At 37.7% G+C, this 25248-nt stretch carries 35 protein-coding genes and 2 pseudogenes; 27 read left to right on the forward strand and 10 right to left on the reverse strand.

The window, feature by feature from the left end; genetic code table 11:
* The first annotated feature begins 4 nt into the window (after positions 1 to 4).
* The 3 genes from allB to BANA01_RS22605 are packed head-to-tail and all read left to right on the forward strand — an operon-like array spanning position 5 to position 3860.
* A complete protein-coding gene (allB, locus tag BANA01_RS22595) occupies positions 5 to 1411 on the forward strand; it encodes an allantoinase AllB (RefSeq protein WP_052106259.1) in 1407 nt (468 codons plus the stop codon).
* Positions 1383 to 2609, forward strand: coding sequence for a M20 family metallo-hydrolase (locus tag BANA01_RS22600; protein ID WP_034672572.1), 1227 nt, complete (start codon positions 1383 to 1385; stop codon positions 2607 to 2609). The genes allB and BANA01_RS22600 overlap by 29 nt, the downstream gene beginning before the upstream one ends.
* A 12-nt stretch (positions 2610 to 2621) precedes the next feature.
* Complete coding sequence (locus BANA01_RS22605; RefSeq protein WP_034672570.1) at positions 2622 to 3860, forward strand: ArgE/DapE family deacylase; 1239 nt, start codon at positions 2622 to 2624, stop codon at positions 3858 to 3860.
* A gap of 70 nt (positions 3861 to 3930) precedes the next feature.
* Here BANA01_RS22605 and BANA01_RS22610 read toward each other — a convergent pair whose 3' ends face one another.
* Both BANA01_RS22610 and BANA01_RS30035 read right to left on the reverse strand, forming a co-directional pair.
* Positions 3931 to 4566 carry an FMN-dependent NADH-azoreductase gene (locus tag BANA01_RS22610; protein ID WP_034672568.1) on the reverse strand — a complete coding sequence of 212 codons (636 nt, stop codon included), beginning with the start codon at positions 4564 to 4566 and terminating at the stop codon, positions 3931 to 3933.
* Between the two features lie 128 nt (positions 4567 to 4694).
* Entirely contained in the window at positions 4695 to 4844 is a 150-nt protein-coding gene (locus BANA01_RS30035; RefSeq protein ID WP_169803737.1) for a hypothetical protein, read from the reverse strand.
* Positions 4845 to 5050: 206 nt separating this feature from the next.
* Between BANA01_RS30035 and BANA01_RS22615 the strand changes: the two genes are divergently transcribed.
* From BANA01_RS22615 to BANA01_RS30685, 9 genes are all read left to right on the forward strand, one after another.
* A complete protein-coding gene (locus BANA01_RS22615) occupies positions 5051 to 5986 on the forward strand; it encodes a dipeptidase (protein WP_034672566.1) in 936 nt (311 codons plus the stop codon).
* Between the two features lie 89 nt (positions 5987 to 6075).
* Positions 6076 to 6306 (forward strand): excisionase family DNA-binding protein, encoded by a 231-nt coding sequence (locus BANA01_RS22620; RefSeq protein ID WP_034672564.1) that lies wholly within the window; start codon positions 6076 to 6078, stop codon positions 6304 to 6306.
* 97 nt (positions 6307 to 6403) lie between these two features.
* Positions 6404 to 6781: a DUF488 domain-containing protein gene (locus tag BANA01_RS22625; RefSeq protein WP_034672562.1), complete on the forward strand. Its 378-nt coding sequence runs from the start codon at positions 6404 to 6406 to the stop codon at positions 6779 to 6781.
* A gap of 155 nt (positions 6782 to 6936) precedes the next feature.
* Positions 6937 to 7503, forward strand: coding sequence for a DJ-1/PfpI family protein (locus tag BANA01_RS22630; protein WP_034672560.1), 567 nt, complete (start codon positions 6937 to 6939; stop codon positions 7501 to 7503).
* Between the two features lie 105 nt (positions 7504 to 7608).
* The gene (locus BANA01_RS22635) at positions 7609 to 8331 is read left to right on the forward strand and encodes a GDSL-type esterase/lipase family protein (protein ID WP_034672558.1); all 723 of its coding nucleotides are present in this window, start codon (positions 7609 to 7611) and stop codon (positions 8329 to 8331) included.
* A gap of 49 nt (positions 8332 to 8380) precedes the next feature.
* On the forward strand, positions 8381 to 8848 hold the full coding sequence (locus tag BANA01_RS22640; protein WP_034672555.1) for an SRPBCC family protein: 468 nt from the start codon (positions 8381 to 8383) through the stop codon (positions 8846 to 8848).
* An 81-nt stretch (positions 8849 to 8929) separates the two neighbouring features.
* Entirely contained in the window at positions 8930 to 9790 is an 861-nt protein-coding gene (locus BANA01_RS22645) for a phosphotransferase family protein (RefSeq protein WP_034672552.1), read from the forward strand.
* Positions 9791 to 9812: 22 nt separating this feature from the next.
* A complete protein-coding gene (locus BANA01_RS22650; protein WP_034672549.1) occupies positions 9813 to 10517 on the forward strand; it encodes a Type 1 glutamine amidotransferase-like domain-containing protein in 705 nt (234 codons plus the stop codon).
* A 124-nt stretch (positions 10518 to 10641) separates the two neighbouring features.
* Positions 10642 to 10776 carry a hypothetical protein gene (locus BANA01_RS30685; protein ID WP_268875108.1) on the forward strand — a complete coding sequence of 45 codons (135 nt, stop codon included), beginning with the start codon at positions 10642 to 10644 and terminating at the stop codon, positions 10774 to 10776.
* Positions 10777 to 10815: 39 nt separating this feature from the next.
* Here BANA01_RS30685 and trhA read toward each other — a convergent pair whose 3' ends face one another.
* Positions 10816 to 11463: a PAQR family membrane homeostasis protein TrhA gene (gene trhA, locus BANA01_RS22655; RefSeq protein ID WP_034672547.1), complete on the reverse strand. Its 648-nt coding sequence runs from the start codon at positions 11461 to 11463 to the stop codon at positions 10816 to 10818.
* Between the two features lie 132 nt (positions 11464 to 11595).
* Between trhA and BANA01_RS22660 the strand changes: the two genes are divergently transcribed.
* A complete protein-coding gene (locus tag BANA01_RS22660) occupies positions 11596 to 12186 on the forward strand; it encodes a DUF1836 domain-containing protein (protein ID WP_034672545.1) in 591 nt (196 codons plus the stop codon).
* Positions 12187 to 12204: 18 nt separating this feature from the next.
* On the opposite strand, the gene BANA01_RS22665 is transcribed toward BANA01_RS22660, so the two are convergent.
* Both BANA01_RS22665 and BANA01_RS22670 read right to left on the reverse strand, forming a co-directional pair.
* Positions 12205 to 13758, reverse strand: a complete 1554-nt coding sequence (locus tag BANA01_RS22665; protein WP_034672543.1) for a glycosyl hydrolase family 28-related protein — start codon at positions 13756 to 13758, stop codon at positions 12205 to 12207.
* Between the two features lie 42 nt (positions 13759 to 13800).
* Positions 13801 to 14547, reverse strand: a complete 747-nt coding sequence (locus BANA01_RS22670) for an RDD family protein (RefSeq protein ID WP_034672541.1) — start codon at positions 14545 to 14547, stop codon at positions 13801 to 13803.
* A 127-nt stretch (positions 14548 to 14674) separates the two neighbouring features.
* Between BANA01_RS22670 and BANA01_RS22675 the strand changes: the two genes are divergently transcribed.
* The 6 genes from BANA01_RS22675 to BANA01_RS22700 all read left to right on the forward strand — a co-directional run bounded on the left by BANA01_RS22675 (position 14675) and on the right by BANA01_RS22700 (position 18081).
* Positions 14675 to 14989: a DUF3892 domain-containing protein gene (locus BANA01_RS22675; protein WP_034672539.1), complete on the forward strand. Its 315-nt coding sequence runs from the start codon at positions 14675 to 14677 to the stop codon at positions 14987 to 14989.
* Between the two features lie 454 nt (positions 14990 to 15443).
* A complete protein-coding gene (locus tag BANA01_RS22685; protein ID WP_157411870.1) occupies positions 15444 to 15719 on the forward strand; it encodes a hypothetical protein in 276 nt (91 codons plus the stop codon).
* 37 nt (positions 15720 to 15756) lie between these two features.
* Positions 15757 to 16050 (forward strand): DUF2085 domain-containing protein, encoded by a 294-nt coding sequence (locus tag BANA01_RS30795; RefSeq protein WP_082799639.1) that lies wholly within the window; start codon positions 15757 to 15759, stop codon positions 16048 to 16050.
* A gap of 239 nt (positions 16051 to 16289) precedes the next feature.
* Positions 16290 to 16715: an HIT family protein gene (locus BANA01_RS22690; protein WP_034677434.1), complete on the forward strand. Its 426-nt coding sequence runs from the start codon at positions 16290 to 16292 to the stop codon at positions 16713 to 16715.
* Complete coding sequence (locus tag BANA01_RS22695) at positions 16712 to 17335, forward strand: histidine phosphatase family protein (protein WP_034677433.1); 624 nt, start codon at positions 16712 to 16714, stop codon at positions 17333 to 17335. The genes BANA01_RS22690 and BANA01_RS22695 overlap by 4 nt, the downstream gene beginning before the upstream one ends.
* Positions 17336 to 17373: 38 nt before the next feature.
* Positions 17374 to 18081: a nucleotidyltransferase domain-containing protein gene (locus BANA01_RS22700; RefSeq protein WP_034677432.1), complete on the forward strand. Its 708-nt coding sequence runs from the start codon at positions 17374 to 17376 to the stop codon at positions 18079 to 18081.
* Positions 18082 to 18207: 126 nt separating this feature from the next.
* On the opposite strand, the gene BANA01_RS22705 is transcribed toward BANA01_RS22700, so the two are convergent.
* The gene (locus BANA01_RS22705) at positions 18208 to 18771 is read right to left on the reverse strand and encodes a maltose acetyltransferase domain-containing protein (protein WP_034677431.1); all 564 of its coding nucleotides are present in this window, start codon (positions 18769 to 18771) and stop codon (positions 18208 to 18210) included.
* A 141-nt stretch (positions 18772 to 18912) separates the two neighbouring features.
* Between BANA01_RS22705 and BANA01_RS22710 the strand changes: the two genes are divergently transcribed.
* Positions 18913 to 19488 (forward strand): GNAT family N-acetyltransferase, encoded by a 576-nt coding sequence (locus BANA01_RS22710; RefSeq protein WP_034677430.1) that lies wholly within the window; start codon positions 18913 to 18915, stop codon positions 19486 to 19488.
* 39 nt (positions 19489 to 19527) lie between these two features.
* Here BANA01_RS22710 and BANA01_RS22715 read toward each other — a convergent pair whose 3' ends face one another.
* Together BANA01_RS22715 and BANA01_RS22720 are read right to left on the reverse strand one after the other, a co-directional pair.
* Positions 19528 to 20340, reverse strand: a complete 813-nt coding sequence (locus BANA01_RS22715) for a DUF3891 family protein (RefSeq protein ID WP_052106451.1) — start codon at positions 20338 to 20340, stop codon at positions 19528 to 19530.
* A 123-nt stretch (positions 20341 to 20463) separates the two neighbouring features.
* Positions 20464 to 20859, reverse strand: a complete 396-nt coding sequence (locus tag BANA01_RS22720; RefSeq protein WP_034677429.1) for a secondary thiamine-phosphate synthase enzyme YjbQ — start codon at positions 20857 to 20859, stop codon at positions 20464 to 20466.
* Positions 20860 to 20913: 54 nt separating this feature from the next.
* Between BANA01_RS22720 and BANA01_RS29670 the strand changes: the two genes are divergently transcribed.
* The 6 genes and pseudogenes from BANA01_RS29670 to BANA01_RS30045 all read left to right on the forward strand — a co-directional run bounded on the left by BANA01_RS29670 (position 20914) and on the right by BANA01_RS30045 (position 24166).
* Positions 20914 to 21672, forward strand: a complete 759-nt coding sequence (locus BANA01_RS29670) for a 2-phosphosulfolactate phosphatase (RefSeq protein ID WP_034677428.1) — start codon at positions 20914 to 20916, stop codon at positions 21670 to 21672.
* Positions 21673 to 21675: 3 nt separating this feature from the next.
* The gene (locus BANA01_RS29675) at positions 21676 to 22074 is read left to right on the forward strand and encodes a GNAT family N-acetyltransferase (protein WP_034677427.1); all 399 of its coding nucleotides are present in this window, start codon (positions 21676 to 21678) and stop codon (positions 22072 to 22074) included.
* A gap of 12 nt (positions 22075 to 22086) precedes the next feature.
* A pseudogene (locus BANA01_RS29255) lies at positions 22087 to 22599 on the forward strand (histidine phosphatase family protein); the annotation flags it as partial.
* A gap of 21 nt (positions 22600 to 22620) precedes the next feature.
* Complete coding sequence (locus tag BANA01_RS22735; RefSeq protein ID WP_034677439.1) at positions 22621 to 23151, forward strand: GNAT family N-acetyltransferase; 531 nt, start codon at positions 22621 to 22623, stop codon at positions 23149 to 23151.
* Positions 23152 to 23191: 40 nt separating this feature from the next.
* Positions 23192 to 23518, forward strand: a pseudogene (locus tag BANA01_RS30040) (iron chaperone); the annotation flags it as partial.
* A 72-nt stretch (positions 23519 to 23590) separates the two neighbouring features.
* Entirely contained in the window at positions 23591 to 24166 is a 576-nt protein-coding gene (locus BANA01_RS30045; RefSeq protein WP_034677438.1) for a class I SAM-dependent methyltransferase, read from the forward strand.
* A 38-nt stretch (positions 24167 to 24204) separates the two neighbouring features.
* Here BANA01_RS30045 and BANA01_RS29680 read toward each other — a convergent pair whose 3' ends face one another.
* Positions 24205 to 24342, reverse strand: a complete 138-nt coding sequence (locus BANA01_RS29680) for a hypothetical protein (RefSeq protein WP_169803738.1) — start codon at positions 24340 to 24342, stop codon at positions 24205 to 24207.
* 165 nt (positions 24343 to 24507) lie between these two features.
* On the opposite strand from BANA01_RS29680, the gene BANA01_RS29685 reads away from it, so the two are divergent.
* On the forward strand, positions 24508 to 24651 hold the full coding sequence (locus BANA01_RS29685; protein WP_411834635.1) for a hypothetical protein: 144 nt from the start codon (positions 24508 to 24510) through the stop codon (positions 24649 to 24651).
* Positions 24652 to 24730: 79 nt separating this feature from the next.
* Here BANA01_RS29685 and BANA01_RS22745 read toward each other — a convergent pair whose 3' ends face one another.
* Positions 24731 to 24976, reverse strand: coding sequence for a hypothetical protein (locus tag BANA01_RS22745; RefSeq protein ID WP_034677426.1), 246 nt, complete (start codon positions 24974 to 24976; stop codon positions 24731 to 24733).
* Positions 24977 to 25248 lie beyond the last annotated feature (272 nt).

Below are 25248 nucleotides of genomic sequence, written 5' to 3' on the forward strand. Positions count from 1 at the left end.
AAAAATGAGTACTGAACTTTGGGTAAAAAACGGATATGTTTTGACAGAAGAAGGGTTTCGATACAAAAATATTAGGATTATAGATGGTAAGATTGATACTCTCTACGAGTGCGAACCTGAACCAATGACAGAGAACAATGCAAATTTCATAGACGCAAGTGGCTGCCTAGTGGTTCCTGGATTTATCGATGCACATGTTCATTTTAATGATCCCGGCCGGACGGATTGGGAAGGAATTGAGACGGGCAGCCTTGCCGCAGCCATTGGAGGAACAACCACAATCTTTGATATGCCGCTCAATTGTTCTCCGTCTGTGACAACCGTGAAAAATTTACAGCATAAAAGGGAGTATTTAACCTCCAAATCCTATATTGATTATGCCTTGTGGGGTGGCATGACTGGTAAATCGGTAAGTAATCAAGAAGAACTCGCCCAAATGAGTAAGGGTATTATTGCATGGAAGGCATTTATGTGTGAGAGCGGTATTGATGATTTTCCCTTTGTTTCACCTAATCAAATGAAGATGGCTATGAAAACAGCAGCTGAACAAAATAAAATCCTCGCTCTGCATGCAGAATGGGAGAAAGAGATTCATAACCTTACTACTTTTTATAAAAAACAAACTAGCCTCGATGAGCACAGGGCCTTTCTTGCCAGCAGACCGATTTCCGCGGAAGAAAAGGCGGTTAGTTATGCTTTAGAGGCTGCTCAGAAATATGGAACATCGGTCCACTTCGTCCATATCAGTTCACCCAGAGTCGTTAAACTCATTCAAGAAGCCAAGGAAAGTGGAATTAACGCTACAGTAGAAACCTGTCCTCATTATTTACTATTTGATGAAGATGATTTCCTTAAATCTGGTGCCATTCTCAAGTGTGCGCCGCCGCTTCGGCCAAGAGAAGAAGTAGAAGGACTGTGGGATTGTATGTCAAATGGGTGGATTGATACGATTGGTTCTGATCATTCTCCTTGTCTTTATTCCATGAAAAACACGGACTCCATTTGGGAAGCCTGGGGAGGAATCCAAGGAGTACAATTTACTTGGCTTGCTTTACTCGATGAGGCTATGAAAAGGAAAATTCCACTTAAAGACATACTTCCTCTGGGAACTGCAAATGTAGCTGATCGGTTTGGGATATCTGCAAAGAAAGGAAGAATTCAATCTGGGGTGGACGGGGATTTAGTTTTAATTTCATTAGATGAAACAACGATTGTGGATCAGCAATGTATTGCCTTCCGCAATCGATATTCCCCCTATGAAAATAGAAAATTCATGTTAAAGGTAAAGAAAACCATTTTACGAGGAAAAGTCATTTATGATGATTACAGCGGAATCACGCAAGAAAAGGATGGACAGTATATACTGCCAGGGGAGGTAGCATATGGCTCAGTTCCCAACGAATCTAAATGAGGCAATCGACTGGCTTGCCTCTTTTGGGGCTGAGCCTGATGGAGGGGTAACTCGAACCCTTTATTCCCAGTCTTGGAAGGATGCTCAGCAAGCCTTAAAGGGTTGGATGGAGGACGCTGGGCTCGACACAAATTATGATTCCATTGGAAACTTATTTGGAAGATTGCCTTCCTCTATTCCAAATGCACAGACAATTTTAATTGGGTCGCATGTTGATACCGTTAAATCCGGCGGTAAATATGATGGTGCTTATGGAATCATTGCTGGGATTCTAGCATTAATTTATTTGAAAAAAAAGTTCGGGCAGCCCGACCTAAACCTTGAAGTGGTTTCTTTTTGCGAAGAGGAAGGAAGCCGCTTTCCAATCGCTCTCTGGGGTTCAGGTGTGATTACGGGGAATTATTCATTTAAAGATATTCGTGATATCAAGGATTCACAGGGAATAAGCTTTGAGACAGCTATGATGGCAGCTGGATTTGGTCTTTCTAAATATAGGGTCCGAAATGATATCCAGACTTTTATTGAACTACATATCGAACAAGGACCCACATTAGAAAAAATTGAAAAATCAATTGGCATTGTCAAGGCAATTGTCGGTCAAAAACGGTTTCGAATTACGGTGAATGGAGAATCAAACCATGTTGGTACAACCTCAATGAAATGGAGAAGAGACGCGCTGCATGGGGCGGTATTCATGATTCATGATTTATACGAAAGTGTAAAGGTATACGATGAGGATCTTGTAACAAGTGTAGGGCAGCTTTTTCTGGAACCTAATGTACCAAATGTCATTCCTAATCACGTTCAGTTTACTGTCGATGCGAGACATCCAAATGAATCCATTTTACGGTCTTTTTGTCAGCAATTCGTCCAAATGTTTGAAGACCATGCAAAGAAATTCGGTCTGGATTTAAGTGTTGAGATGTGGCATGAGGTTCAGCCTGCCCAAATGAATCATAAGCTTAATGAAATTATACAAGGTATCTGCACGGACAATATGATTCCTTGTCATTGGATGAATAGCGGTGCTGGGCACGACGCCCAGCTGTTTGCAGGTATTTGTCCTACGACCATTCTATTCGTTCCCAGCCAGGGCGGTATTAGCCATTCACCACTCGAATATACTTCAACACAGGACTTAGAAAAAGGTCTGGAGGTTCTCATACAACTATTACATCAATTAGCATACCACCGCTGAGGAGTGATTTTTATGAATGAGGATAAAACGAAGATTGTACAGTGGATACAGGAACATGAGGAAGAACTCATTGCTTTTTTGAAAAAATTAGTGCAAACTGCATCCGATAATCCTGCAGGTGATTGTTTACCGATAGCCAGAGTTCTAGAGAAACAGCTTTCTGGCCTTGGGTTTGAACAAGTATCGCTTCTTCCAGTAGATGAAGAAAGTGTAAAAGCAAATGGAATGATTAGTATGGCTAACGTCCTTGCCACCACAGAATTTGGTGAAGGGACAAATGTAGTGTTAAATGCACACGGAGATGTAGTTCCTCCTGGTCTAGGGTGGAGTGTGGATCCATACGGAGGAGAGATTGTGGATGGAAAAATGTATGGGCGGGGAGTGGCTGTTTCAAAGTCTGATATTGCTGCCTATACCTTTGCAGTACTTGCTTTAAAACAGGTTGGTGCTAAGCTTTCTGGAAGGGTGGACCTGGCATTCACATTTGATGAAGAAACAGGAGGAGAAATTGGTCCGCGAAGGCTAATTGACCAAGGTTATATCAAGCCCGATCAAGCGATTGTAGCGGGATTCACCTACTCAGCAGTCAACGCACATAACGGTTGTTTACATTTTGAGATTAAGACAACTGGAAAGTCAGCACATGCAGCCCTGCCGCATACCGGAATTGATGCGATTGAGGCGACTACTAAAATCTTACAGGTGTTATACGATTATCGTAAAATACTCGCAGAAAAAAAGTCGCAGGTACCAGGGATTGATTTTCCAACATTGAATGTAGGACTTATTACAGGTGGAATTAACACAAATGTTGTTCCTGATGAATGCACGATAAGGGTAGATAGACGATTAATTCCTGAAGAGGACTTTGTTAGAGCCGAATCTGAGTTTAGAGAAATGGTCCATCAAGCAGTATCAGAAATTCCAGGGATAAAAGTGGAGATTAAAAAAATTCTCCATGCCAAAAGCTTTGGCCCTGTTCCGGAGAATACAAGATTGATTCAAGCTTTGGGTGCCAATTGGCGGTCAATCTTACAGGAGGACGGAGAATTACCGGTCCATGGAGTACCACTGTATACAGATGCTCGTCACTTTTTTGCGGCAGGAATTCCAACGATTATGTTTGGAGTCGGACCCAAAGTGTTAGAAGATGCAAATGGACACCGGGCGGATGAAAATATTCGACTTTCAGATTTACAGGCTGCTGCTAAGATTGTCGCCTGTACCCTTTATGATTTATTGGTAAGGTAGCTGTTAGCAAGTAAATCATGATTTCACATGCAATAGCAAAGAGCCAACAAAGGCGTTGGCTCTAATAACATTAAAATGTATGTGCTAAATCCTTCGCCCGTGCGATGGCATTTTCTTTGATTTCTTGGGCCTTGTCAGGCATTGCATTATGTCCCTCAACAAATAATCCTTCAAATGATGGGACTCCATAGAATTGCATTATAATTTCAAGGTAGCGGTGACCCATCTCCATTGCTGCCGCAGGACCTTCAGAATAAATGCCTCCACGTGCTTGGATATGTAAGGCTTTTTTGTCTGTTAACAGTCCAATTGGACCTTTTTCTGTGTATTTAAAGGTTTTCCCTGCCACAGATACTGAATCCAAGTAGGCTTTCATAACAGGCGGGAAGGAAAAATTCCATAGTGGTGTTACAAAAATGTATTTATCCGCAGAAATAAATTGCTCACAAAGCTCTGATAGTCTGCCAACCTTTGCTTTTTCATCAGTTGAAAGCTGTTCGAATTCTGTACCAGAGCGAAGCTTACCCCACCCGCTAAAAACATCAACATCAAGTTGCGGGATATTTTCTTTGTAGAGGTCTAGGTTGATTATTTCATGATTCGGATTTACTTCTTTATAAGTGTCAATAAATGCTTTTCCTACCGCCATACTATAAGACTGAGTATCATCATGAGGATGAGCTGTTATGTACAATACTTTTGTCATTTTTGTATCGTCCTTTCTGTATCTAGCATGCATTCTAGTTTGTGCAACAAACGTGATTATATGCAGATACAAAAACAAATCTAAACCGAAAATAAAAGGAATTTGCGTGTGCAAACTCCTTTTATTTTTTAGTTATTGTTTTCACTGAAGTAAGGGTTTCCGCTAATGTTTGCACGCATTTCGTCAGTTAATGTAAATGGCTCATTTACTGTTGAATTAGCTGCAGAAGTTTCATTGCTTTGCATACTGCCGTCATAATGAACTGGTTTGTTTGTCATGGGTACATTCACCTCCATTACTGTAGTTTATACATAAATTCTACTATTTATTTACTAGTATTAATAGGTAATTATTAATATTCTTAATGTTATTACTTCTGGTAATTATTTACTACACAAATGTAAGTATTTAACATGCCGCTTTCCTTATTCAACCTTTCTTTGTTATTTATGATAAAATTTCTTAAAAAAGGAGTCGGCGTACTATGAAATTAATTGATCTGCATTGTGACGCATTACTTAAGCTTTCCGAAGGAAAAGGTTCGCTGCGTTTTGCAGACGCGATAGAATTACAGACGAATAAGAAAAGATTACATAAAGGGCAAGTTAAGATTCAATGCTTTGCCATTTTTATAGAGCCAGACATTCCTTCGGATCAGAAATTTCATGAAGCGCTTGTACAAATTGATTATTTTTATAAGGAAGTACTTGGGAAAAATCCTGATATGGTCCATATTAAAGAGTGGTCAGATTTTGAAAAAATCAATATCGGCCAAATTGGCGCGATGCTAACCCTTGAGGGAGTAGATGCGATCGGCAATGATTTAACGAAGCTCCATGTTCTATATCAGTTGGGTGTTCGTTCCGTCGGTTTGACCTGGAATAATGCAAATCTCGCAGCAGATGGAGCAGGTGAACCGCGGGGAGCAGGTCTTACGCTGTTTGGAAAAGCGATTGTTCAGTTTAATAATGAACATAAAATCCTTACTGATATCTCTCATCTTAGTGATAAGGGGATTTGGGAGGTCATTGAATTAGCCAAGTATCCGATTGCAAGTCACTCTAATTCACGCACACTTTGTCAGCATCCCCGTAATGTCACGGACGATCAGGCAAAAGCCATGTTTACAATAAACGCCATGATACATGTTGTTTATTATCCTCCATTTGTAAAAGAAACAGGAGAGGCAACCATATCTGATCTTATCAGGCACATCGATCATTTCTGCTCATTAGGCGGTGTAAACCATATTGGATTAGGGTCCGATTTTGATGGGATTGGAACATTTATAACGAATTTAGAAGACGCTTCTAAAACGCAAAATCTCATTAATGAATTATTGAAGCATTTTAAAGAGGATGAGGTGAGAGGTTTTGCTTACCAAAACTTCCTTAACCATCGGCCAGGATTGTTAGGATGATGGTTAGAAAGAAAGGAATAACGGTTAGTCTGCCAACTGAGGAAGAGTATAATAAATGAAATCACCATTACAGATGAGGAATGAATTAAATGTATCTAACCATTAAAGAAACAGCAGAGTACTTATCCATGCCAGAAGCAGCCATAGAAGACTTAATCAAACAAAAAAAAATTCGCGCCATCCATGACGGAGAAACGTGGGTTATCAACAAAGAACAATTCAACTCCCACCTAAAACAACTCGAAAAATACAAACACCTAATCGAAGAAATCCTAAACGAACCCATCCCCGAAGACCTCGACATAAAAGACGAGGACTAAATTAGAATCATTATAAGATGGTGCCTGTCACCGTCCGTGGACAGTGTCCACCTGGTATGGACACTTTTCACCGAAATCTAGTTGAGGAGGGATTTTAATGGGTGATTTTTTCTTGAAGAGGGTTTATGAGCCGTATGATGAGTCTGATGGTTTTCGGATATTAGTGGATCGTATTTGGCCGCGTGGAATCTCGAAGGAGGCGGCAAGGTTGACTGCTTGGGAGAAGGAGGTTGCTCCAAGTCCTGATCTTCGCAAATGGTTTTGTCATAAGCCAGAGTTGTTTGAGGAGTTTCGTGCTAAGTACTTAGAGGAGTTGCGTACGGATGAACAGAAACAGAAGATCATAAATGAAATCTATACACTGACATCAAAAGGAAGAGTTACTCTTCTATACGGTGCAAAAGATCCCGTATATAATCATGCAATCGTGCTGCAAGAAGAGCTAAACAGAATTATAGACGAAGTAAAAGCATAGAAGAGGAGCTCCGCGATAGGGGCTCCTCTTTTATTTACATATCTATATTTTTTAGAGGATTATTAACTAAATTTCTTGAATATGTAAGAGATAAAAGTACGACATTATTCATCGTTAAGGCCACATTATTCTGTACTAAAAAGGAGAAAGATAATATGAAAAAGGCACTTTTATTAACTTATGATACCTTTGCTGATTTTGAAGTCATGATTTTATTAACCTGTATAGATTCAAAGTACCAGATAAATTCTTTTACTGTTGAAAATGAGATAAGACCTATTCAGTCTTGTGCCGGATTTCAGGTCATTCCCCATTTAACGATAGATCAAGTGAATCCTGAAGATTTTGATGTATTAATCATACCTGGCGGTAACCCAGCGCCTATTCTAGATAACGCCGAACTAAAGAAAATAGTCCAGCATTTCTATAGCGAAAAGAAACAAATTGCAGCAATCTGTGGGGGCCCTGCTATATTAGGTGCTGCAGGTATACTAGAGGAAGTAAAGTATACAGCTTCGTTAGATACGGACGATCCATTATACAGTCATGTATTAGTTCCAAAAAATCAGTTAAAAGAACATCTTGTTATTGATAAAAATGTCATAACATCTACAGGTTCTAACTATTTGAATTTTGCAGAGGCTGTTCTCAGAAATACAGGTGTTTTTACAGATGATTTGAAAGACCCGCTTGCATATTTTCGGGTTCCTTCCATGGGTTAGATAAAAACTAGAAACTATCTGGAGTTTAATTCTTTTATGATACTACATGAGTGTCGGTTCCACTGGGAAAACTTCTAAATAACAATACAAGTAGGAGTTTGAAATATGAAAAATTTTATCTTTTTTCTCTGTATAAGCGTAATTCTGTTTGCTTCTTATACCGGTATTCGTAGTTCCTCGGCCAGTACAAAGGGTATTAACCTTGTAGCTCTGGGTGACTCCATCACACATGGAGTAGGGGATCCTGCAAAAAAGGGATACATAGAAGATGTTAAAGTAAAATTGGAGGATTTACAGAATACCCCTGTCAAACTGAGTAACTTTGCTATACCTAGATATTCTACCGATAAAGTTCTCGAACAACTGCAGGATAAAAAAATCACTGCGCAAATAAAACAAGCAAATTATATTATTCTTTTTATCGGAACGAATGATTTTAGAAAGAGTGCCGATTATCAATTTAACCCACTAGATGTAAAAAAAATAAATGAGGGTAAAGTTACATTCACAACCAACCTCAATAAAATCCTTGAAAACATAAGAAAAGGAAATCCCTGGGCTCCTATTTTTATTTTAGGTCTTTATCAACCATATGTAGAATACTCGAATCACAAGGAAATTTTAAGCACCATAACAGATTGGAACAATGGGATTATCGAAGTTGCAGGTAATTTTCAGCGAACCTCTTTTGTTCCCACGCTTGACCTATTTCAAGATAAACCCAAAGGCACCTATTTCAGTGATTCTTTACATCCCAATCCTGCTGGCTATAAATTAATTGCTAATCGATTATCTGAAAAAGTATTAAATGAAATAAGCTCGAATTAGATACCATAGAGTGATAATGGCTATAAATAAAGGAAAAGGAGTATTTAGCATGATAACACTAAATGAAAAACCAGTGGTTAAAGCAGAAATGCTTATCCGCAAACCAGTCGAGGAAGTATATGAGGCTTTTATAAACCCAGAAATCACAACAAAATTCTGGTTCACCAAAAGCAGCGGAAGATTAGAAGAGGGAAAAACAATCCGGTGGGACTGGGAAATGTATGCTGTCGGCGATGAATTATTTGTTAAAGAATTGGAGCAAAACAAGCTAATAAGAATTGATTGGACTGACGGCACACAGGTTGAGTGGCTATTTACTCCTAGAACTAAAAGTGAAACCTTTGTTTCCATTACAAACACTGGCTTTTCTGGAAGCGGAGATGATATGGTAAACCAGGCCATCGATTCTATGGGAGGGTACATAATGGTCCTCTCTGGATTAAAAGCTTATCTAGAATATAATATTCAATTAAATCTTGTAGCCGACAAGGCACCTGATGCGAACGTGAATTGGTAAGAGAGATAAGGCAGCTAAATCCAAATAGATTTAGTCTGCCATTTGTTACGACATAGGAAGAGTTAAAAGGGAGTATAGAGAATGGAGAAATATATTGAATGTATTAACCAGGTTTACCCCAGCCTTTCCATTAAGGACTGTCAGCTTAATGATATTGGTCAAAATAATGATGTCATCATTGTAAATGGATCCATCGTTTTTAGATTTCCAAAATATCCAATGGGGATAGACAGTTTAAAAAGAGAGACTGAGATTTTAGAAGCTATCCAAAATACTATATCGATACCAATTCCAAATCCCATCTATCAATCTTTTCAAAAATGGGAAGTAGGAAAAGTTTTTGTTGGCTATGAGTTAATTAAGGGCTCTCCATTATGGAAAGCTAGTATCGGACGCATTAAAAATGAAGAAGTTTTAAAAAGTCTTGCATCACAGCTTGTTAACTTCCTTCTCGAAATTCATTCAATTTCTAAAAATAAACTACAATTAGAGGAAACAGATCCCCGTGAACAAATGGTAACCCTTTATCAAAAAATACAAAATAAGCTTTATCCTTTTATGAGGGCAGAAATACAACGACAAATCTCTTATTCTTTTGAAACCTTTCTAAATAGTGAAGCATGCGCAAACCTCAACACCACCTTGGTCCACGGTGACTTTGGGGCGACAAATATTTTATGGGAACCAACTACCTATACTATTTCAGGGATTATAGATTTTGGCGGCAGTGGTAGAGGTGACCAGGCATATGATCTTGCAGGAATACTATCCAGTTATGGGGAAGATTTTTTTAACATGTGTTTGGATTTGTATCCAAATGGAGCCGAAATAGCTGAACGAGTTAGGTTTTACAGGAGTACATTTGCGTTGCAGGAAGCCCTGCATGGGGTGGAAAATAACGATGTAAAAGCATTTGAAAATGGAATAAAAGCATATCGATAAGACTTTAAACAGGAGGAAAAATATGCGGCAAATTATTGCTCTTGGCGGCGGCGGCTTTTCCATGGAGCCGGAAAATACATTGTTGGATACTTATATTTTGAAGCAATCAGGTAAAGAAAATCCAAAGATTTGTTTTATTCCCACTGCGAGTGGAGATTCAGAGAATTATATTCAAAGGTTTTATGGCTTTTTCCAAAACCAAAACTGCAGACCATCACATTTATCATTATTCAGACCGCCGACCAGAGATTTGGAGAGCTATATTTTGGATAAAGATATTATTTACGTTGGCGGTGGAAATACAAAAAATCTGTTAGCCTTGTGGAAGGATTGGGGATTAGACATCATTTTAAAAAAAGCTTGGAACCAAGGAATCCTATTAGCAGGGATTAGTGCGGGTTCCATTTGTTGGTTTGAGGAAGGGGTAACGGACTCCTTTGGGGACGGACTGGAACCACTCCATTGCTTAGGTTTCCTAAAAGGCAGTAATTGTCCTCATTACGATGGGGAAGCAGAAAGAAGACCTGCGTACCATAATCTTATTGGAACTAATAAGATACAAGCAGGTATTGCAGCCGATGATGGGGTTGCCATTCATTACATTGAACAAGAAATAAGTAAAATAGTTAGTTCAAGACCAACTAGCAAAGCCTATCGTGTGTACAACGAAAATAAAGTAGTCGAAACCGAACTTCCAACAGAGTTCTTAGGTGCTCAAAAGGGATAGTTCTTAATATTTGTTAACGCTTTATTACGATAAAGAAATAAAGAGATTTTAGGTATAAATACCTATATTTTTATGCAGTATAAAGGTGTTACTAGCCAATCTACATAAAAGGAGGATATCACCAATGACCAATAAAAATAACAATCGGAACCAGCCGCATACTGGAGGAAACAAAGCAGATACGGAGTTTGGTGCCGATAAAGGGTTAAGCAAAAAAGCAAGGAAACAAGCTGCAAGAGAGAATAAAAACAACTCATAGTTCAATGTGAAAAACGCCTTTGAGGGCGTTTTTCTATTTTTAAATTACAAAGTAAAACACACATAAGAAGTGAGACAAACTCCCAAGCATGATAAAGATGTGGAAAATTTCATGAAATCCCATGTATTTAGATTGAAGGAATCTTGGTTTTGCTCCGTAAATAACTCCACCGATTGTATAAAAAATACCGCCGAGTATTAATAAAAATAATCCCATCGAATCCATGCTTCCCGCTAATGGCGAGAATACAAATACAATCATCCATCCCATGACGAGATACAATGCTGTAGAAATCCAGCGTGGGCATTGAAACCAGACCATTTTAAAAACAACCCCACTTAATGCTACCGCAGCAATAATGGAAAATAGTATATTACCAGTGGTTCCATTTAAACTAATAAAACAAAAAGGTGTGTAGGTACCAGCAATCAAAATAAAAATCATCGAGTGGTCAAGTCTTCTTAAAAAAGCAATAACATGATCTTTCGCTATTACCATATGGTAAGTGGCAGAAGCTGAATAAAGGAGGATCATGCTGACACCAAAAATGATAACAGCTGTAATGGCCATAGCTGACGATGTCGTACTCGACACTTTAATTACCATCGCAAGAAGTCCTACAAAAGATAAAAGCGCTCCTGATAGATGCGTGAGTCCATTAATTGGTTCCCGAATATAATTACTCAAGTAATAACCCTCCTATTGCAACATGTAGTTTTAATAACTACTTATAATGATACTCGTAAAACAATACCTAGTCAACGGATAATTGTTACGATATAATGTTAATCAGATTAAACATGGATCGGAGTTTTTATCATGGAAAAAATCAAAGAAATACTTGGTCAGCTTGGACTGGAAACAAACCTTTCGTTAGATGAAATACCGAATATTGACTTGTATATGGATCAAGTAATTCAGTTATTTGAAAACAAATTCTCACATTCGAAGCGAAATGCAGAGGAAAAGGTTTTGACAAAAACCATGATCAATAATTATGCCAAGGGAAAACTCATTTTTCCAATAAAAAATAAGAAGTACTCAAAAGAACATTTAATTTTAATTAGTTTGATTTACCAACTAAAAGGGGCTCTATCCATTAACGATATCCAAATAACGCTCGATGGGTTAAATAAAAGGATGATCAAAGAGGATATAGAAATTGATTCTTTTTATAATAGTTATTTAGCTCTCTCTCAAAAAAATGTTGCTGATTTTACTATGCATATTAATGAACAGGTCAACGATGTAAAGGCAGAAGTAGAAAAAATGGAGGATCGGAGCTCTGCCCATCTTGAACAGGTACTTATGATTTCTTCGCTTGTACACATGAGCAACCTATATCGGAAAGTTGCGGAAAAGTTAGTGGACGAAATTGTAGTGGATAAAGAAGAAAAGCGTCATAGATAATCATATCTTAGACGCTTTTTAAATTTGATTTATGTGTTCCATTCGTATATCTTGTATACCTTTACCTATATCAATCACTTTTGAGGCAGAGTCACGAGCCTCGACATGATTGATTAAGATTGAATCAGCGCGATTTTTTCCTCCATAAGCCTTAATGTCTGCACTGGCACTCTTAAAGTCTCTGACTGAAAGATTGTTTAGAACCACATTTCTTGCTCGGTACTGTAACGCAATAATAGGGTTGCTTCTATAATCGTAATCAGGGTCCCCAATCAATGTAAAATGGTTGATCACCACATTTTTATATCCCGACACCACTAAGCCGCGAGGTGTGGAATCTTTATATAAATCTGTAAAGATTGGTCTGATGGCGGCAAGATTCACCGCAGTAATATTGTATGCCGACTTTGACACTGTATCTGTACTTTTATGATGTCCGATATGACGGAAGTTGTAAGAACGGTTGTCATTTACGGAGATATGCCCTGCAATTTGAATATTGGAGGCAGCAGACGAATTTTGATGAGCCTTTACTTCAATGCCTCCAAAACATCTGGCTGAAGAATTATTAACTAACACTACATTCCTTGAGCCATCATCAATTTCAATGCCATTTGAATTCGAAACACCACGTTGATGGGCTCGTCCGCTCGGATCACACATATGAGAGTATGTAATAAGTATGTAATCACTATGATGGGTCGTAATCCCATCATCCCCAAAACCATATCCATTTAGGGTGTCAAGCCACACATACTGGCTGCCACCTTTTGCACGAAAGCCGTCTCCCGCATAATTGTACAGGGTTGAGGAAATATCAAAGCAATGGAGTCCCGGATTGATCGCTTCCAAATCCTTCACCCATCCAAAGGTGACATTGGCATAGGTTAGACAGCTTGAATGATTGCCCCACGTACTCGTCTTTTTTACAACCCCAAGCCTTTCGACATTCCAATCTAAACTCATTCCCTGTACAGATACATGATGATTTCCTTTCCAATGGTTGGCATTGGTAATTAATCTTGTTCCCTTCGCGGCACTCTTATGCAGTTTAATGATTGTTTTTCCCTTTCCGGCTCCCACTAGAAATGTCCAAGAAGGAAGGTAAATACCTTTTGTGATAAAAGTGCCCTCCGGCACCTTTACTTTTACCCGGCCATCTCCAAGCGCTTTTTTAAAAGCAGCTGTGTTATCTGTTTTTCCGTCCCCAATCCCGCCAAAATCTTCAATATTTACTTCCCTTGTGATGGTGCGCAGGAGGTTTTCATATTCAGCATCCAATTTCTGCTTCCATTCAGGATATACATTTCCGGTCGAATCGACGTATAGCTTTGTAGGTTCCAAGAGGCTAAATGGTTTGGCCAATAACCGAAACAGACCCTCAGTGAATTTCTTCGAAAATGGAACTCTGATTACTTTGTGTAATCGAGGGACGGGCTCATTTTTACTACATTGTTGGAAAATTTCCTCTGTTTCTGAAATTACCTTTGCGGCATCAAGTTTTTTACCTGTAATCTCTATAAGCAGTTTTCCATTTTTGCGAGGATCATGATTTTTATCAAAAATTTTCATTACATTCTTCACTCCAACATGACAGCTCCTTTTCTTAGCACTTTAAATATAAAATCCTGCGGCTAATAATCCAACTGGTAAACATCCAGCAATAAAAAGCCTGGACATACTCACTTTTCCATACAAAATAACGGTTCCAATTGTATAATCCCAAGTAGACATTCCATGGCCTTTTAAGTCACGATAAGAAAAGAAGAAACAAATAAAATTAACAATCGGGATACCGAATCCCATACCTAATATATTAACGAAAAAACTTCGCTTAAACACAGTTGTGAAATTTAGTTTTTCACCATTCACACTTTTAATTTTTATGCTTAGGAAAGCCCTCCCCAAAGTATTGCCGAAAATCGATATGAGGACAGGTTCAACAATTATCCAGAGTAGTAAACTGGTGATAAATATATATAAATTGGAAGTTTCCTCAATAAATGCTGGATAAAGAATAGATACCGATAGGATAAAAGTGATGGAAAATAAGGATAGGTCGAAAAATCTAGCAAGGTACCGGACATAGGGTCTTCCATTTGGATAAGTAGCTTCTTCATATTCTTCTTTTGTTTTGAATTTATCCGGGAGAAGGTGAATTCTTGAGGAGGCAACGATACTTTCTGAAAAAATATCCAGGCTTTTTGCCATTTGCCAGCAGTTCATTGATTTGTTCCAAACGAAAGTATCACCCGAAAGAACTCGCTGTTCAATTAACTTCTTTAATTCAAATAAACAAACTGGCCCTTGTTGCTGAGAATCTTTAATAAAAAACCAAACATTTTCTTTATTTGATTCCATATAATCGCCCCCAATTAGGTAAATTATACCACGTGCTGTTTATGAGCTTTTTTGTCAACTTTGTGTATTTTGAATAGGTATCAAGTATATATGGCAAAATACTAACATACGTTCGGAGGTGGGAGTTATGGAAGATAAGAATTTTGAAAAAATCTATGAGGAATACAAGCAGCAAAGTGAGCAGCAAGCTCAGTTTGAGGCAGGTCAAAGCAATCCTAATGGAAAAGAGGAATTCGTGGCCGTAAGGAAAAACGATGATGGAGACATTATCGCATTCAAAACAAGCTCAGGAAGAGAACTGGATTACATCACTGCTTTAACGGAAGCAAAATCAGGCCAGATTGCCCATGTTGATGTTTTTCATAAATACGGAAGAGATATTATACGAAGTGAACCTGATGGGATAAAAGAGAACAATCTCGATCGACTACCTGAATTTTAGCAGCGAAGAGAGCGGCACAATGTTGCTGCTCTCTTTTTAGATTCGGAAAAGGTTTTTTTAATGAAAAATGGAATATAAATAATTAGCTTTGATTTTTTTGGAGGGGAATAGATGAAGTTTATGAGATTAATTGGGACTGTCGTATCAATTGGAAGTTTACTATTTTGCAGTTACATTTTACTCTTTAACCCTTATACCCATACAAGCGCAGAACCAGATGTTCTTACATCATATACAATCATGTATTTGCTTCCAATGTTCTTAACTGGTTACGGAAGTTTTTCTGTGAAACCAATATGGCTTATTATAGGTTCTATATGGGCATTGCCACTCAGTTTATATTGTTTAGCGACCCCTGATGTTTTTAAATACCTTATTATAGGACCTATGCTAGTTGTTACTATTGGTATTATAATGTTTAAGAATACAAGAACTTCCTAAAGAAAAAGGTGGAATGATGTTTTTTCTTTTGCTGACAGGGATGATTATTTCCTTTGTGGTCGGAACTACGTTGTTAATTAATGGAGAAATGGTATTTGGGATAATTGCTGCAGTTGCAGGGCTCTTATTAATGCTGTTTATCTTATATTATTATGGAAGGAAGAAATATCGTAAAAAGAAATATGATTGTACGCCAGATTGTCCTACATTTGATTGCGTGCCTGACTGTGATAGGAAATTAGATTGTGACGGGGGACCAGATTGTGACTGTGGGCCAAATTGTAATTAATCTGAAGGTCTTGACCGACATTGTACCTTGCCATCGGATGAAGTCTAGGAGTATAACCATAAAAGGGCATACACTGCCATTATGCGCAAGGTGCACGGGAATCCTATTAGGTTATTTATTTTTTCCTTTTTTATTTTTCTTTGGATTATATTTTCCACTTTGGCTGGGGATCCTATTAAATTTCCCCATGGTATTGGATGGGTGGACCCAAAAAAGGCAATTTCGAGAAAGTAATAATCGATTAAGGTTCATAACTGGTATAGTAAGCGGTCTCGGCCAAAGTATAATTATTGTTAGTTTCAGCCAGTTGATTATTTCATTTTTATTGTAAAATTATAAACGTTTATCACTTTCATACTTGTCCAACGATGCATAGTATATGACAGGCAGCTGTGAAAGGATGAATGTGATGTTTGATCCCTTGTTTTATTTCTTGTCACAACTATTTACGTTGATACACCAATTTATTTTATATATTTTAGAAACACTTCAAAATCTAGTATAAAGGTCGTGAGTTACGGCTTTTTTTTGTTAAAGTGAAATCAGATAGAATATAAAGGTTGTGTTTAAATGGAATGCTTAGGCTGTAAGTTAGCAACTAAAAATCTGCCTGTTCATGTTGTCTTTGAAGATGAGTATGTTTGTTGTTTCTTAGACCACGAGCCATTTAATGAAGGGCATATTTTGATACTCCCGAAAAAACATGTTTATGACGCGGAAGAACTGGATGAAAATACTATGGTTTCCATTATGAAGGCTTCTATTCTTCTTTCGAAAGCAATTAAAAAACTCTGTAACCCAGATGGAATCACTATTTGTCAAAATGGCGGGATATTTAATGAATTAACGCATTATCACATGCATGTGGTACCTAGATATAAGGATCAATCGTTTGCTGATTTCTATTCAGATGATGAGATTGTGATAGAAAATGAAACGAAGTTAAAAGGAACAGCGAGAAAACTAATTGAAGTAATTAGGGGAGAATGTTTATGATTACGCTATACATAACCAGGCATGGTGAAACAGACTGGAATCGTGAAAAAAGAATGCAAGGCTGGCTTGATTCGAATCTAACAGATAACGGAGTAAAAAATGCAGTTTGTTTAGGTGAGAGATTGAAAGAAACAGAGTTGACGGCTATTTTCTCAAGTCCAAGCGGGAGGACGAGAGAGACTGCCAGCTTGATACGAGGGGAAAGAGATATTCCTGTCATTTATGATGAGAATTTACGAGAAATTAAACTAGGCCAATGGGAAGGAAAAACTCATTCATCCATTAAAGAATTGTATCCAACAGAATTTGAGTCATTCTGGAATACACCACATCTATTTACGACTGTTGGAGGAGAAAGGTTTGAAGAAACACGTGCAAGAGCCATTCAGGTTTTAGAACGGATAAAAAGAGAATATAAATCTGGAAATATATTAATTGTTACACATTCAGTCGTTATCAAATGTTTGTATTCATTTTTTAAGAATACACCTATTGAAACCTTATGGGACCCTCCCTATATTCATGATACAAGTCTTACGATTGTAGAAATGGCTGATAATGGTTATAAGCTTGTGCTAGAAGGAGATATCACTCATTTGCAGTCTGTGAATTTTATATAGGCCTGCGACAAATAATTAGCGCAATTGGAGTGAGGGAAATGAAAAGATTCGATCCATGTAAAGCAGCGGAATTGTTTATCTTGAATGATTTTCCGTCGTGTCAAGGAGCTTTATTAGCAGGGAGCGTCGTTCGAGGTGAAGCCACCGAAACATCTGACCTTGATATTGTGATATTTGACAGTAACCTCAGTTCTGCATATCGAGAATCAGTCATTGAATTTGGCTGGAATATAGAGGTTTTTGTACATAACTTAACTTCATATAAGGAGTTTTTTAAAAGTGATTGTGAACGAGCAAGACCTTCTTTGCCTAAAATGGTGTCAGAGGGTATCGTGTTAAGAGATAGTGGATTCCTAGATCTTATTAAACAAGAGGCAAGAGATTTACTAGAGAAAGGTCCCGAAGCATGGTCAGCTGAAACCATAAGAATTAAGCGTTATTTTATTACCGATGCGCTTGATGATTTTATTGGCTGTATAATGCGGGCAGAAGAAATATTTATAGCCCATACACTTGCTGAAATGGTTAGCGAATTTGTCTTAAGAACGAACCGACAATGGATTGGTACTTCTAAATGGATATTACGATCATTAAAAAACTACGATGAGAAGTTTGCTTATAAATTTGTTGAAGCGTTTGATGCTTTCTATAAAACTGGTGATAAAAATAAGATTATTGCGATGGTGGATGATATCCTGCAGCCATATGGCGGGCGGTTATTCCATGGGTTTTCATTGGGGAAATAGTTCTGCGATTCGGACTGGCAGAGAAGGAAATTCTTAGGCAGTCCGAATTGAGAGACTATGCAGAAAAGCAACGGAAGAAATGATTGAAGCTTGTCTGTACAAGGGTTTTCTTGGGCAGGGATCCTATCATAACCCTTCGATTGGTTTTATGATTTTTGCAGGATTTCCACCTACCACAACATTATCAGGTACATCTTTCGTTACGACTGCGCCTGAAGCAATTACAACATTATTTCCAATGCTGACCCCTGGATTAATAACGGCTCTTCCGCCAATCCAAACATTATGACCAATGGTCACTGGCTTTCCATACTCTTTCCCTGTAATTCTTTCATTGGGGTCAAGGGGATGTGTCGCAGTATAAATATGAACCCCAGGGGCAATGAAACAATTATCTTCGATTCGAATTTCACATACATCTAAAAAGACACAATCAAAATTTGCATAGAAATTTTCGCCAACGTGGATGTTGTATCCATAATCGCATCGGAAGGTTGGTTCTACGTATATATTCTTACCTGTTGTTCCGAATAACTCTTTTAACAGACCAGTCCTTATCTCCTCATCGGTTTCGATTGTTTGATTGTACAACCTGGTGAGTCTTCGGGCATTTATACGTTCTTGTAACAATTGGGGATTCGCAGCGTCATAGAGCTCACCGCTCAACATTTTATCCTTTTCAGTTTTCATTTTAATCTCCTGATTTTGGTATATTAGATAATAACAACCATTGTATCATATTAAGAAGATCGATAATAATCATTGAATGAAATATGGAAAAATCACACATACTTCTCTCATTAAGACACTTTAACAGAGGAGTAGTAGGGTATGCATTGGTATGAGAAGTTAAACCAATATTTTCCGATTGAAGAAATGAAATCTAGAGAGCATATGGAAACGTTGTTGAAAGAGCGTTCAGATATTTATTATAAAGATGAAGGTCCTAATCATGTTTTGATGTATGCTGAATTAGAGGATTTTGTATTTATTGATTATCTATTTGTCTCCAAAGATGCACGCGGGCAGGGGCTTGGTCACAAGCTTCTTGAAAAAATGAAACAAAAAGGAAAGCCGATTATTCTGGAAGTGGAACCCGTTAAGTATGAAGACAGTGATACGGGGAAGAGGCTTCATTTTTATAAACGTGAAGGTTTTGAACACGCAAATTCAATTGGGTATGAGCGCAGGTCATTAGCGACAAATGAGATGAACAAAATGGAAATTCTTTATTGGGCTCCAAATAAAGAGTCTGAAGAGCTGATATTTGACGCCATGAGAAAGACGTATAATAAGATTCACACCTATAAGGATCAACACTTCTATGGAGAGTCCTACCAGCCAGTTGATGAAGTTCTAACCTTTAATGAAGATCCACAAAGTCGGAACATATTAGAAGATTTATGAAAAAATGCTTTACTCCATAAAGGAGTAGAGCATTTTTTACTAGTTAAAAACTACCTTCCTAATTGAAACAGGGGTTTTCTTATATGCTTGTATAATGCCATCCTCTTCAATTTGATCTTTCATTACATCCTTATAGGGCAGATTTACTTCCAATACTCCCTTTAAAGGGGAGAAGGAAAGCGAAACTGTATCCCGGTTTTCCCAATGAGCAACAATTGGCTTGTCCGTAACAAACGAAAATAATTGTGGAAACCCATTGCGGAAAAATGGGTGAGTCCCTTTATTATCGCCAGGTTCATTTAGACTAATAAACAGGGATAAATAATCACAGAATTTTAAAAGATCTAAGTGGTACATAAGGGCTTTTTGTTTATGCTCATTTCCCGTTAATTGCAATGCCTTTGAAAGCTGTTCCTGTCTTTGTTTTTCCGCTTTCCAAAATTCCCTGACAGCGGGTTCGCTTGAATCTTGAATGAAAGAGGAGTAGTGCAAACTACATAAAAGTCCTGCATACTTGCTGAGTTTTTCTACTTCATCTAACCCCTTTTTATAAAAAGTTATTTTCAGTGATAGTGGATAATCAATAAAAGAGTACGGCTTCTCTGTTTTATCATTCCAAACCGGAGACGAATCCAATTCGATCCAGCCTCGGTCATGTTCTTTGATTGCCAGCAGCACTTCTTCCGTATGGTTATCATTAAAAAAATAATCCTCTTTGCAGTTCTGGGCGATTTCTCCAGCTAGATGTGCATGGTCATTCTGAGTTACCATAAGAAAGCTTTGTTCCCGTTCCAGTACAATCATTCTCGTAAAACCCTTTCTTTGTAAAAATTGAACTTGTTCGGTTCCCACATGCTTCCTTTTATATTTCCTTTATCCAGTAGATTTAAACAAAAACTTCCTGCAATCTTGATAACATAAGAAGGAAAAAAACTACCTAATAAAGAATTAACTATTTCGGCTAATCATTTAAGGTTAGAGGATTTTTACATAAAACGTTCGTGTGCGTGGTCCGTCAAACTCGCAAAAATAGATTCCCTGCCACGTACCTAACAGCAATTGTCCGTTTGCAATAATAACATATTGTGAAGCCCCGACGGTACTTGCTTTCATATGAGCTGCGGTATTGCCTTCCATATGCCGATCGAGTTCATGATGCCAAGGATAAACCTCGTCAAAGCGCCGAATCATGTCGCGCTTCACATCTGGATCTGCATTTTCATTTATGGTAATCCCGGCTGTGGTATGTGGACAATAGACAATAGCTGATCCTTCCCGCAGGTTATCTTCTCTTATGAATGCCTCAACCTGCTGTGTGATTTCTATCATTTGATCACGGGTGTTTGTTTTTAACGTAAATTTTTTGAGCATAATATCCGTCCTTTCTAATCAAAACAAAAAAATTAACTAAAGGTGGTAATTGTATTGTTCAGTCAATCCCCCTATGCATGCCGAATGGAATGGGGCAGACGCGGCGCTAGAGAAGCAGCAGAACGCGGTGATATCATTATTATAGTCGATATCCTCAGTTTTTCATCGACTGTCGTATCCGCCTTACACCTTAATGCGGTGATTTATCCTTATCCCCCGTATGTGGATGGGAAAGAATACGCAAAAAAAGTGAATGCTGAATATATTTTGGGCAGAGCGGAGGCAGCAAAAGCAGGGAAGCCAACATTATCGCCTGTTACTTTTAATAAAGAACATTCAAATAATAAGTATGTACTTTCCTCGCTAAATGGTGCCTTTTGTACTTGGATTGGCTCAAAGGCAAAAGCACTTTTTGTTGGATCTTTATTAAATGCTGCTCAAGTTGCTTCCGCAGCTAATCAACTAAAATTAAAAACGAAGGCAAATATCACAGTGATCCCTTGTGGTGAACAATGGAGTAGTGGGCGAGAAGAGGAAGATACCCTTCGTCCTGCTATGGAGGATTATTTAGGTGCAGGCGCTATTTTATCTTATTTGGAAGGTGAAAAATCACCAGAAGCAGAAGTATGTTTGGGTGCATTCCTGCAGGCGAAGCCAAAATTAGATGCACTTATTTGGGATAGTGGAAGCGGCCGGGAATTACGTGAACGAGGATTTGCAGCAGACGTAGAGCATTGCAGCAGGTTAAATGTCTATCAAAGTGTTCCGATATTAAATGGTGATCATTTTGTTTCTTATAACGGGGAGATGTAGCTAATGAAGAACATTCGTATTCGGCAGTACCAGGAAGATGATTTTACTAGAATTCAAGAGTTAAACCAGAAGGAAGGCTGGAGTAACTTAGTTGAGAAGAACGAAGAGACAAAAGAGGCATGGAAACATTCAAATGTATCGTTAGTTGTGGAAGCAGAAGACGATGGAATTGTGGGGTATATTAGAGGTTTTACGGATACACGTATCACTTTATATATTTGTGAATTGTTAATTGACAAAAATTACCGTGGAACAGGTATCGGGAGAGAACTACTTCGATACGTCCATGCTCAATATCCAAGTACAAGAATGGAACTGCTTGCTTCAAGTACCTCTCATACTTTTTATGAAGGTCAGGGCTATCGCCCATTTTACGGATTCAGAAAGACTTTTGAAGAATAGGAGTGGAAGTGATTGAAGAAAATTTATCTTATTAGGCATTGTGAGGCTGAGGGGCAGCCGGCAGAAGCACCTCTAACAGACAATGGCTTTCAACAAGCCAACCAATTATCTGAATTCTTTAGAGATATCCCTATAGACCGCATAATCTCTAGTCCATATAAGCGTGCTGTTCAAACGGTAGAACCACTTGCAAAAAGAATGAATCTTGAAATTGAAAAAAATGAGCTGTTAACAGAACGTGTACTTAGTTCCCAAAACCTGGCGGACTGGCTTGTAAAACTAAGAGCTACCTTTGATGATTTTGAATTGAAATTTGAAGGCGGCGAATCGAGTAGTGAAGCAAAGAAACGAATCATTACCGTTATGGAGGAAGTTCTGAAAAGTGAGAAGCTAAATACTGTCATCGTCACACATGGAAATTTACTTTCCTTACTTTTAAATCATTATCAACATCAGTTCGGCTTTGAAGATTGGAGAAGTTTAAAAAATCCGGATGTGTTTCTTTTGAAGATACAGGATGGAACTGTAACATATGAAAGACTATTAATGGAATCTAGCGATCATCTATCCTTGATTAAACCAACAATAGAGTTGAAAGATGAATACCTCTCATTCTATAAAGAATGGGTAGATAGCAAAGAAGATATGGTACCTTGGGTGATTCAAAAGGATCCGTCAGACTTTGAGGAAATGGTCCAATTTTTAAAAGATAATGAACAAGGACATAATCTGCGAGAAGGTTGGGTTCCTGACTCAACTTTTTGGTTAATTAATCAGGATAAAAGAATAGTTGGTGCTGTGAATATTAGACATCAATTAACACCGTTTCTATTGAATAGAGGCGGTCATATTGGCTACGGTATTCGACCTTCAGAGAGAAGGAAAGGATTTGCAACTAAATTATTGTCATTATCGATTGAAAAAGCTAAAGAGTTGGGAATACGAAAAGCACTTGTTGTATGTGATGAAGATAATACAGGGTCCTTTAAAACGATTATAAATAATGGTGGTATTCCAGATTCAGATTTTATCGAAGAAGATGGAAATATTGTTAAAAGATTCTGGATAGAACTATAAAATTTCCAAATGGATTAATTTGAGAAGGATAGGAGCCATCATGGAAGCAAATAAAACAATAAATTCTATTGATGCATACATCTTACAATTTCCGAGTGAAGTTCAAGAAATACTACAAAAGATAAGGAATGTAATAAAGGAGTCAGCACCAGAGGCAGTAGAAAAAATAAGTTACCAAATGCCGACTTTTTACTTACATGGTAATCTAGTTCATTTTGCGGCCAATAAAAATCACATTGGATTTTATCCGGCTCCAAGCGGAATTGAAGCTTTTAAACATGATTTATCCGAATTTAAAAGTTCAAAAGGTGCCGTTCAGTTTCCTAAAGACAAGCCGTTGCCATATGGAGTAATTAGTGAAATTGTTAAATTTCGGGTTTCTGAAAATAAAAAGAAAGCAGAAGCAAAAATTAAAAAGAAAAAAATAGAAGAGAAACCAGTGGGAAATAGAAAAGAGGAAATCAGAGTTGTGATTGGAGCAGGGGAGTACAATAATAATCCTGGTTGGATTCATACACAGGAAGATGAACTTAATTTAATCGATATTAATACTTGGAAAGGCAGGTTTGATCATTATTCTATAACGGCTATTCTAGCTGAACACGTCTGGGAACATTTAACCTACGAAGAAGGTGTAAGGGCTGCACAACTTTGTTTTGATTTTCTGAAGCCTTCAGGTTACATACGTTGTGCTGTTCCAGATGGATTCTTTCCAAATGAGGAGTACCAAAATATCGTTAAAGTAGGTGGTCCTGGTCCAAAAGATCATCCTGCTGCAAGTCATAAGATTGTACATAACTATAAAACCTTATCTAAAATGTTTGAAACGGCCGGGTATAAAGTGAATTTACTCGAATATTGCGATGAGAACGGCAACTTCCTTTTCAATGAATGGGATGGGAAAGATGGAGTTATTTTTCGTTCGAAAAGATTTGATCCTAGGAACCAAGGGGATAAATTATTATTTCCATCGCTAATAATCGATGCTATTAAACCTAAATTTAATGATGAATAAGAAAATTAAGAGGGCAGAAAAACCTGCCCCTCTTATGATTAAATTGGCTTCTTCCCTTGATATTTCATCTTAAATTCTGCTTCACTCATATTTGGATTCTTTCTAGGGCTACTTTTGCTTAGCGCTTTTTTCATCTCAACGTTTGCATCATCATTTGTATTGTATTTTCCATCCATCATAATCCCTCCTTTTTGATACTTATTATCAAACCCTAATCATCTTTTCATTCTTTATTTTCTTATAATGTAGAGGAGAAATGTATTCGAGAATAGAATACTGTTGAATTTAGATGTAATTAAAAAATTATGTTTATAGATTAAAGAAAATTAGGAGTCTCAAATATGAACTGTTGGAATCAGATGTTAGTTGAAACCTCTCGTGGAACGTTTGAAGTATTTACTAAGGGTGAGGGAAACCCGATTTGTGTAACCCACCAATCATTATCCATTCCTAGAGGAATCAGAACTATTTATAAAGGAATTTAATAATTTCATTAAGGAATTTAGTTAGACAAAAAGATAGGTACAAAAATGCTGAATCGATACGCCCGATTCAGCATTTTTGCTACTCTCCGGTGTCATCACCACCATCGTCTATGTTATCATCCTCATCTTGATTATCATTGAAAAAATTATTAATTTTTTCGGTGATAGATTGTTTTGGTCCCAGAAAATCATCATCAGTACTTGTTCCTAAAAAAGTTGAAATAGAATAAGTCCGAATCATTCCCTGCTTATTTTTTGTTAAGATAAAGAAGAGTATAGTAATGGCAAGAAGAACGAGTAAAATAATGAACACTAATTTAAGCAAATAAACCCCCCCTTTAATCTTGGCCGTTATAAAACTCTATGATGAATTGAATTATTTATACTTTTTTATAAAAGCTGGTTTTTGTATTGATTGTTCTTTTGTTCGGACACTCTCTCTATATTTAACTAAACCTGTCTGAATGGCGCTAGAAAGATTTGACTTTCAATCGAGGGTCAAAAGGACAAATCTCAGGAGACGTCAGAAAGATTTGTCTTTCATCGAGGGTCTTAAGGACAAATCTCAGGAGACGTCAGAAAGATTTGTCTTTCATC

Origin of the sequence: Neobacillus niacini NBRC 15566, from assembly GCF_001591505.1 — a bacterium.
Lineage (GTDB): Bacteria > Bacillota > Bacilli > Bacillales > Cytobacillaceae > Neobacillus > Neobacillus niacini.